Genomic DNA, 7,502 nt, shown 5'->3' on the forward strand with positions numbered 1-7,502 from the left:
GGATGGCGCGCTTACCGAGAGTTATGACGCTATTCTGGCCGAGCTGTACACGCGGGAACCATCCAAGTTCATCGAAGCACTCGCAGGATTGGAAACTCCATCTCAAATTGAGTCCGTAGTATCCCATCTGGCTTATGGTCTAAGTGATCAGAATACCGCTCAGGTTAAAGGGAAACTGGAACAGTTGAAGCAAACAGGCGATTTGTCTGTGGCCGAGCAAAGCGTAGCGGATCAATTGCTTGATCGGTTGGATCATCCATACTAAAAAAGGCCGTATTCCCAAGTAGAAACCGGGAATATGGCCCGTGGCACGGATACGATGTACGATTTTATACATGCTGAGCTTGGTTCTACAACGAGCATCGTTCCCATCAAAACTCCTCATCGATCAGATCCGCATTCACTGCCATGGCGGCTTTGCTCCCCTGACCTGCGGCAATGATCAGCTGCGAAGGCCCGAAACGGGCGGTATCGCCAGCAGCGTACACACCCTTTACGCTCGTTCTACCCAGTTCATCCACGGCAATGCCGCCCGCTCCATCGGGCCGGCAGCCCAGCTGCGCCGCGAAGGGAGCCTTCTGCGACCAATGGGGTACGATAAAGCCTCCGGCTCGCGGTACGTATGCACCGCTGTGAAATACAACTTCCGTTAACTGCCCCCCGTCTCCCCTGAACGAATGAATCGGCTCCTCCACAACATGCAACCCCTTGACCTGGAGCCTTTCCTTTTCCCCGGACGTCAGAACAGGCTTGCCGTTTGTCAGGACGATTATATCCCGACTCCAATGGTGCACCGTCTTGACGAAGTGATACAGTCCCGGCTGCTCCGACAGCACAAACAATGGCCGGTCCTGCAGCTCATAGCCGTCGCAATAAACGCAATTAAAGATGCTTTTTCCATACAGCGGCTCTAGGCCGGGAATGCGGGGCAGCGTTTCGTGCAGCCCGGTAGCCAGAATCAGCGTTCTGGCCCACACTTCTTCCCGCATCGAAGTGATAACGCGGAAAGCACCACGGGCCGGATGCACCTCCAGAGCCGTTGCCATGAACCGGCGAACGGTAGGATACCTCCCGATCTCCTCATATGCCAAGCTTCGGAATTGTTCGGGGCTGACGCCGTCCCGCGTCAGATAGCCATGCGATACCCGTGTGACCCGGTTTCGCGGCTGGTCATTATCGATCAGCGCCGCCGTCCTGCGGGAGCGCCCCAGCACCAATGCGGCATTCAGTCCGGCGGGTCCTCCGCCGATGATCGCGCAGTCCCATATCATCTTAAGCGAATCGCTCCTTGCCGATGATGACCGCCGTCGCGCTGGCCGATGCGTAAGTAACGACCGTGACCAGCTGAAAAATCGTGTTCGCCACGCTGTTGGCGGCGATCGCCGCCTCGCCCATATGCCCCAGGATGGCGGTCTGGGCACCCATCGATACGGCCCACAGCAGGTTGGCCATCAGCACAGGTGATCCGATCCGCAGATACTGCTTAAACAGAGACTTGTCGATGCTGTAAAAATCTTTCAGCTTAAAGCGGATCCGCTGATCGAACTTCTTCACGAAGGTGAGGACGATCACGCATTCGATCACCCTTGCGGTCAGTGTAGCGATGGCCGAACCGCTCACCCCAAGGCGCGGGAAGCCCAGGTGGCCATAAATCAGGAGGTAATTCAGGCACACATTAATGATCAAAGTGGACAGCGAAACGAGAAAGCCGATCCGCACGACCTCGACGCTGCGGAGCGCCGCCAGCAAAATGTTGGTCACCGCAAAAAATATGTACGAAAAACAGATAATCTTTAAATACTTCGCCCCTTCCGCGATCACATTCTGCTCGTTCGTAAACAGCGACAGGCAGCCGTGCGGGAAGAAAAAAACGATCGCCCACATGATCACGCTTACAGCCAGGGCGATCCGCATCCCGATGCTGGAGGCCCGTTTGATGGCGTCTATATTTTTGGCTCCCCAATTTCGAGAGGACAGGATGACCAGCCCTTCGGCCGCGCCCATGACTAGCATATGCAAAATAAACTGGATCTGGTTGGCCAGCGCAACCCCGGACAGCGCGGATTCACTGTATCCTCCAAGCAGCAGATTATCGGACAAATTGACGCCAAGCGTAATGATATTTTGCAGTCCGATCAGCACGGTTAACCGGATAAACATGCTGTAAAACGACCGTTCACGCACCCATATTCCCATGACTTCTCCTTCTTCGATATGTCGTGTAATAAGCTGATTATATTCTCAGCCAAAAGGAGCGCACAAGGCAGGAAAACGGTGGAAATGTACGGGAAAACCATGCCCGGTATCCTCCCAGCCCGCCATTCCCCCTGATTGCTCACAATACCGCACGTCTACACCGTTCTGCACGAATGACCAAAGCGGGCTCCCACAGAGCCCGCCTTCCATCGGTTTTTCTTTCCGGATTATGCTTGTACTTAACTTACCTGCTTAGCGTCTTCCGGCTCTATGCGGTTCCAGTCCACCCTGTTTTTCTTGCGGAGCGACCAGGTAAGCAGCACGATGATGCCGATGACGACCGAGCCGATATTGATCAGGTATGCGCCGAGCGGAGAGTTGTACTGCACCTCGATTTTCATAGATCAAAGCCATTCTGCTAGAATCGTTACTCCGATCACTGGCAAACAACGCCTCGGTTCCGGCCGGCAAGTGACAGATGTCTGAAGTTTTGAACTTTTTGATGCGCGGCCGGCTTGACAGTTAGAATGAAGAACTGGAAACTAGTGGTATAAAAGATTAAATTGTAGGGATCCTATTTGGGGATTCTTATGGAGGAGGGTATCATTATGGAGCTTCAGCTATCTGGACAAACCGCGCTAGTCACCGGTTCCACTTCCGGCATCGGCAAGGCTATCGCGTCTTCCCTGGCTGCAGAAGGGGCCAAGGTTCTGATTAACGGCCGCCGTGAAGACAAGGTCCACGAAACGATCGAAGAAATACCGGGGGCGGCATACCGGAGCCGAACTCGTTCCCGCTAGTCGCCGATCTGGGAACGGAACAAGGCTGCCTCACCATGATGGAACAGCATCCGGATGTCGATATCGTGGTGAACAATCTGGGCATTTTTAGAACCTGCCGAATTTTTCGATATCCCGGATGAGGAATGGTTCCGCTTCTTTGAGGTCAACATTATGAGCGGTGTCCGCTTGAGCCGGCATTATCTGAAACGCATGATGCAGCAGGACCGCGGAAGAATTATTTTCATTGCCAGCGAAGCCGCCGTTATGCCGTCGCAGGAGATGGCGCATTACAGCGCCACCAAGACGATGCAGCTGTCGATCTCCCGCAGCCTGGCCGAGCTGACCAAGGGCACGAACGTGACGGTTAATACCGTGATGCCCGGCTCCACCCTGACACAGGGGGTTGAGACAATGCTCGATACCCTGTATCCGGGGGAATCGTTAACGATCGGGGAGGCTGAGCAGCGCTTCATGCGGGAAAACCGGCCGACCTCGATCATTCAGCGGTTGATCCGGCCGGAGGAAATTGCTCACCTCGTTACGTTTATCAGCAGTCCTCTCTCCTCTGCGATCAACGGGGCCGCGCTGCGGATCGACGGCGGGTTAGTTCGGAGCGTATTTTAGTGTGTACCGTCAACCGCAAAAAAAGTGCCGTTATCCCTTTCAAAGGGAGACGGCACTTTTCATTATGATACTGCTGCCCACGCCCAATCTTAATGGGAGCAGCAGTCATTTTATTCAGGGAGGACAATGCCAAAATACTGCCTGAACGCATCCCGCTTCTCTTCCGGTGTCCGGGGAGTGAGAATGCGCACCTCCTTGCCGGCAAAGATTCGGAATTCGTCGCCAGCGACCGTGTTTCGCCCTTCCGGCGTGCGGATAAACACCATCGGACCTTGTCTGAAAATCGATTCCGGAGCATGCTCGCACCAGAATGAGGCCATCACATAATCCCGCGGCAGCTGGGGCTCTTCGGCAAAAGAATAAATGAGCCGCCAATCCTCCCCTTTCCGCTCCATCAGCTGCCAGCCGAAAAACGGATCCCGGTCCAGGCGATAGCATTCGGTTCCCTGCGGCTGTTCCAGATGCTCCTTGATCAGCACAGGCCTGCCGGGGACATTTCCGCCTACCCCGACATCGCATAAATACCGGGCTCCTTCTGCTTCGACCTGAAGCACATGATGCCTGCGCTTCGGGGGCAGGTTATCCTCATCGCGCCAAAATCTGGCGAAATAGTGGGTCACGGGAAATCCCAGTTCGCCCAGCAGCCAGCCAAACAGCGCATTGAGCTCAAAGCAGTATCCGCCGCGTCGGCGCACGACGATTTTGTCGTATAGGTCCGGGATGTCTAGCGATAGCGGCACACCGTTTAAAATATCCAAATTTTCATAGGGTACGCTGTAAATGTGGCAGTGCTGCAGTTCCGCCAGCGTGTCCGCCCCATTGTCCAGCTTGCCTTGGAATCCGATCCGGTCCAGATAAGCCTGAATTTCCGGCGTCTGCAATGGATGGTTAGTCACAACGAGCTACCTCCCTGCTGTTATAGTGCTGCGCATATCCATGCCGCTTCGTGCAAGCATCGGAATATCAGCCATACAGCTAATTTCTATAGCAGAGCTTGGTTCACCTTCTGTTGCTTACGATATTTACTCTGTTTTCCGCTTAAAAAATACGCGGGTCCACCAAAACACTGCATTTCCAACCAGCAAAATCGAAAACTCCCACCCGGTCTTACCCGTTGTGATCATGTTGATGAGCGAAATTCTTTTTACATATTCAATAGAATTCAGGCATCGTTAAATACAAAAAAGCGCAGAACAGGAGCATTAGGGGGTTGACCCTACTCCATATTCTGCGCTGTATCGGTTTAGTACTCTATCATGCCCAGCAGGCACTCCTCTTATACCGCCGTGTATCCCCCGTCGACCAGCAAGCTGGCACCAGTGATGAAGGAAGCATCCTCGCTCGCCAGGAACAGCACGGCTTTGGCGACTTCTTCCGGTTTGCCGAGCCGCCCCATCGGATGAAGGGAAGTCAGATGTGCAGTAATCGCTTCGTCCCTGCCCTGAATGAGCGGCGTGTCGATATATCCCGGACACACCGCATTGATCCGGATGCCCTTAGCGGCATAATCGGCTGCCATAGACTGGGTCAACAGCTTCACCCCGCCCTTGGCGGACGCATAGGCCGTGACACCCGCCTTGCCCACATGGCTGTGAATGGATCCGCAGTTCACGATCGCCCCGCCCGTGCCTTGGGCCAGCATCTGCTGGATCGCATATTTGTCGCTTAAAAATACACCCGTCAGGTTAATGTCGATCGTCCGCTGCCAGCTGTCCGACGATAACCGGTCCGCCGGTCCGTCCTTGGCGATACCCGCGTTGGCGAACAGGATGTCCAGCTTGCCGAACTTGGCGACCGTCTGCTCGACCATTCGCTGCACCTCGGCTTCTTGCGTCACGTCTGTTTTGACAAACAGCGTATCGTATCCCTGTGCATTCAGCTCCTCTGAGAGGGTCTGGCCCCTGTCCGAAAAATCGGCGATAACGACTTTCGCCCCTTCGGAGGCAAACATCCGCACCGTCGCTTCCCCGATGCCGCTGGCGCCGCCGGTAACTATCGCTACTTTGGAATCAAATTTCATGATTGAACACGCTCCTATGAATTCACTTTAATGTACAGACTCTTAGATAGCCGTTGCCCCGCCGTCGATGACAAATTCGGATCCCGTGGAATACGACGACTCGTCCGATGCCAGGAATACCACCAGATTCGCTACTTCCTCCACCGTACCGAAACGGCCCATCGGCGCTACCTTTTTACCCAGTTCGGCTTCGGACATTTGGCTCACCTCGGACGCATAAGCGCCCATGGCGGTGTTGATGTAGGCCGGATGGATCGAGTTCACCCGAACGCCTGCGGCTGCGTATTCGATCGCGGCGTCCTTGGTCATTGTCCGGACCGCACCTTTAGAAGCTCCGTAAGCGATATGGCCGGATGCGCCCGTCAGCCCCGCAATGGAGGATGCGTTAATGACGGAGCCACCCTTTTGTTTGGCCATGAGCGGCATCACGTGCTTCATTCCAAGGAAAACGCCGGTCACGTTGATCGCCATCATCCGGTTCCATTCCGCCAGTTCGATGTCGGCCAGCGGCTTGATGAAATAAATGCCGGCATTGTTGAACAAAATATCGATGCGGCCAAACTGCTGAACCGCGGCATTCGCAATTTCTTTCCATTCGTCCTCATTGCTGACATCATGACGGAATGCTGCAGCTTCGCCGCCGGCCTGTGTGATTTCCGCAGCCGTCTGCTTGGCGCTGTCGAGATCAATATCGGTAACGACGACTTTGGCGCCTTCTTCCGCAAATCGGAGAGCCGTCGTCTTGCCGATCCCGGCGCCTGCGCCTGTAATCAGTGCAACTTTTCCTTCGAGTCTCATCATGAATCCCTTCCTTTCATATCTCACATCATTATGTTAACATGTCTTGAGATTCAGCAAAATTTAAACCTATTGAATTTTGTTTAAGAAAAACTTAAAGATCAAAGGACGATGCTTCATGAATACGGAAAAGCTGGAGTACTTGGTGGAGGTGGCGCGGGCCGGTTCGATTTCCAAAGCGGCCGAGCAGCTTCACGTGACGATTTCAGCGGTCAGCCAAGCCATCACCAGTCTGGAATCGGAGTGGGGGATCAGCATTTTTACCAGGTCCAAATCCGGAGTCACCCTGACTCCCGAAGGCAAAATCATTATCAAAAAAGCGTATGAAACGCTGGAGAAATATGAAGATCTGCTGGAGGCCGCCCGCGGATTTTCGGGTACGGTCAAGGGCCGGCTGCGGGTGGCGACCATACCAAGCCCTATGTCTCTTCTTGAGCGTGTCGTGATCGAATTTAAAAAGAAGTTTCCGGACGTGAAGCTGGAGATCGTGGAAAAAGGCTCGCAGGACATCATTGACGATGTGAACCAGGACAAAAGCGATCTCGGACTCATCATTTTGTTCAAAAACCGGTTGATCGAACGCACCGGCCTAGCCTTCGAACGGCTGCTCCCCGTGCACATGGTCGCCGGCATCAGCAGCGCGTCGCCGCTCGCCCTGAAGTCCGCGGTCGGTCCTGAAGAATTAAGGCAGCAGACCGTCGTCCTCTATAACGACGATTATGTGAAGTGGTATATGGACGACTTTCAGTCACTTTATGGCCCGGTAGACGTGCTCTTCACCACCAATAACCGGGATCTGATCTTCAGGGCATGCATGAATCATGGCGCCGTGACCATCGGGCTCAACTTTTCGTTCATGAACGAGCCGGCCTTCCGCAAGGACAATATCGCGATTCTTGACTTCGATCTGCCGGATCACGGCCCTGTCTACCTCGGCGTCATCCAGCGCAAGGAAAAGACCCATTCGCAGGTGTCCCGCCGTTTTATGGAGTGGTTAAAACATGACTTGGAAGAATTAGGGGCATCCATACAGTCTTAAAAGGGGTTCAACTTTAAAGAAAAAAAACATACACGACATCGCG

The 7,502-nt window shown here is 54.0% G+C and carries 7 protein-coding genes and 2 pseudogenes; 3 read left to right on the plus strand and 6 right to left on the minus strand.

From position 1 onward, the window contains the following. A pseudogene (locus CPT76_RS37385) lies at positions 1-265 on the plus strand (hypothetical protein); the annotation flags it as partial. Between the two features lie 106 nt (positions 266-371). Here the strand turns inward: CPT76_RS37385 and CPT76_RS14200 are convergent. The 3 genes from CPT76_RS14200 to CPT76_RS37390 form a co-directional block, all read right to left on the minus strand. Beyond that, complete coding sequence (locus CPT76_RS14200) at positions 372-1,271, minus strand: NAD(P)/FAD-dependent oxidoreductase (RefSeq protein WP_105443365.1); 900 nt, start codon at positions 1,269-1,271, stop codon at positions 372-374. Between the two features lies 1 nt (position 1,272). After that, on the minus strand, positions 1,273-2,196 hold the full coding sequence (locus tag CPT76_RS14205; RefSeq protein ID WP_105443366.1) for an MATE family efflux transporter: 924 nt from the start codon (positions 2,194-2,196) through the stop codon (positions 1,273-1,275). A 239-nt stretch (positions 2,197-2,435) separates the two neighbouring features. Then, the gene (locus tag CPT76_RS37390; protein WP_181152845.1) at positions 2,436-2,597 is read right to left on the minus strand and encodes a hypothetical protein; all 162 of its coding nucleotides are present in this window, start codon (positions 2,595-2,597) and stop codon (positions 2,436-2,438) included. 207 nt (positions 2,598-2,804) lie between these two features. On the opposite strand from CPT76_RS37390, the pseudogene CPT76_RS14210 reads away from it, so the two are divergent. Continuing rightward, positions 2,805-3,602 (plus strand): annotated as a pseudogene (locus tag CPT76_RS14210) (SDR family NAD(P)-dependent oxidoreductase). A gap of 110 nt (positions 3,603-3,712) precedes the next feature. On the opposite strand, the gene CPT76_RS14215 reads toward CPT76_RS14210, so the two are convergent. From CPT76_RS14215 to CPT76_RS14225, 3 genes are all read right to left on the minus strand, one after another. Next, the gene (locus CPT76_RS14215; RefSeq protein WP_105443367.1) at positions 3,713-4,498 is read right to left on the minus strand and encodes an arylamine N-acetyltransferase family protein; all 786 of its coding nucleotides are present in this window, start codon (positions 4,496-4,498) and stop codon (positions 3,713-3,715) included. 380 nt (positions 4,499-4,878) lie between these two features. Beyond that, positions 4,879-5,622, minus strand: a complete 744-nt coding sequence (locus tag CPT76_RS14220; RefSeq protein WP_105443368.1) for an SDR family NAD(P)-dependent oxidoreductase — start codon at positions 5,620-5,622, stop codon at positions 4,879-4,881. 42 nt (positions 5,623-5,664) lie between these two features. After that, positions 5,665-6,420, minus strand: coding sequence for an SDR family NAD(P)-dependent oxidoreductase (locus CPT76_RS14225; RefSeq protein ID WP_181152945.1), 756 nt, complete (start codon positions 6,418-6,420; stop codon positions 5,665-5,667). Positions 6,421-6,538: 118 nt separating this feature from the next. Here CPT76_RS14225 and CPT76_RS14230 point away from each other — a divergent pair, with 118 nt between their 5' ends. Beyond that, positions 6,539-7,459: a LysR family transcriptional regulator gene (locus CPT76_RS14230; protein WP_105443370.1), complete on the plus strand. Its 921-nt coding sequence runs from the start codon at positions 6,539-6,541 to the stop codon at positions 7,457-7,459. Positions 7,460-7,502: the final 43 nt, after the last annotated feature.

This window comes from Paenibacillus sp. AR247 (assembly GCF_002968895.1).
GTDB classification, from domain to species: Bacteria; Bacillota; Bacilli; order Paenibacillales; family Paenibacillaceae; genus Paenibacillus_AQ; species Paenibacillus_AQ favisporus.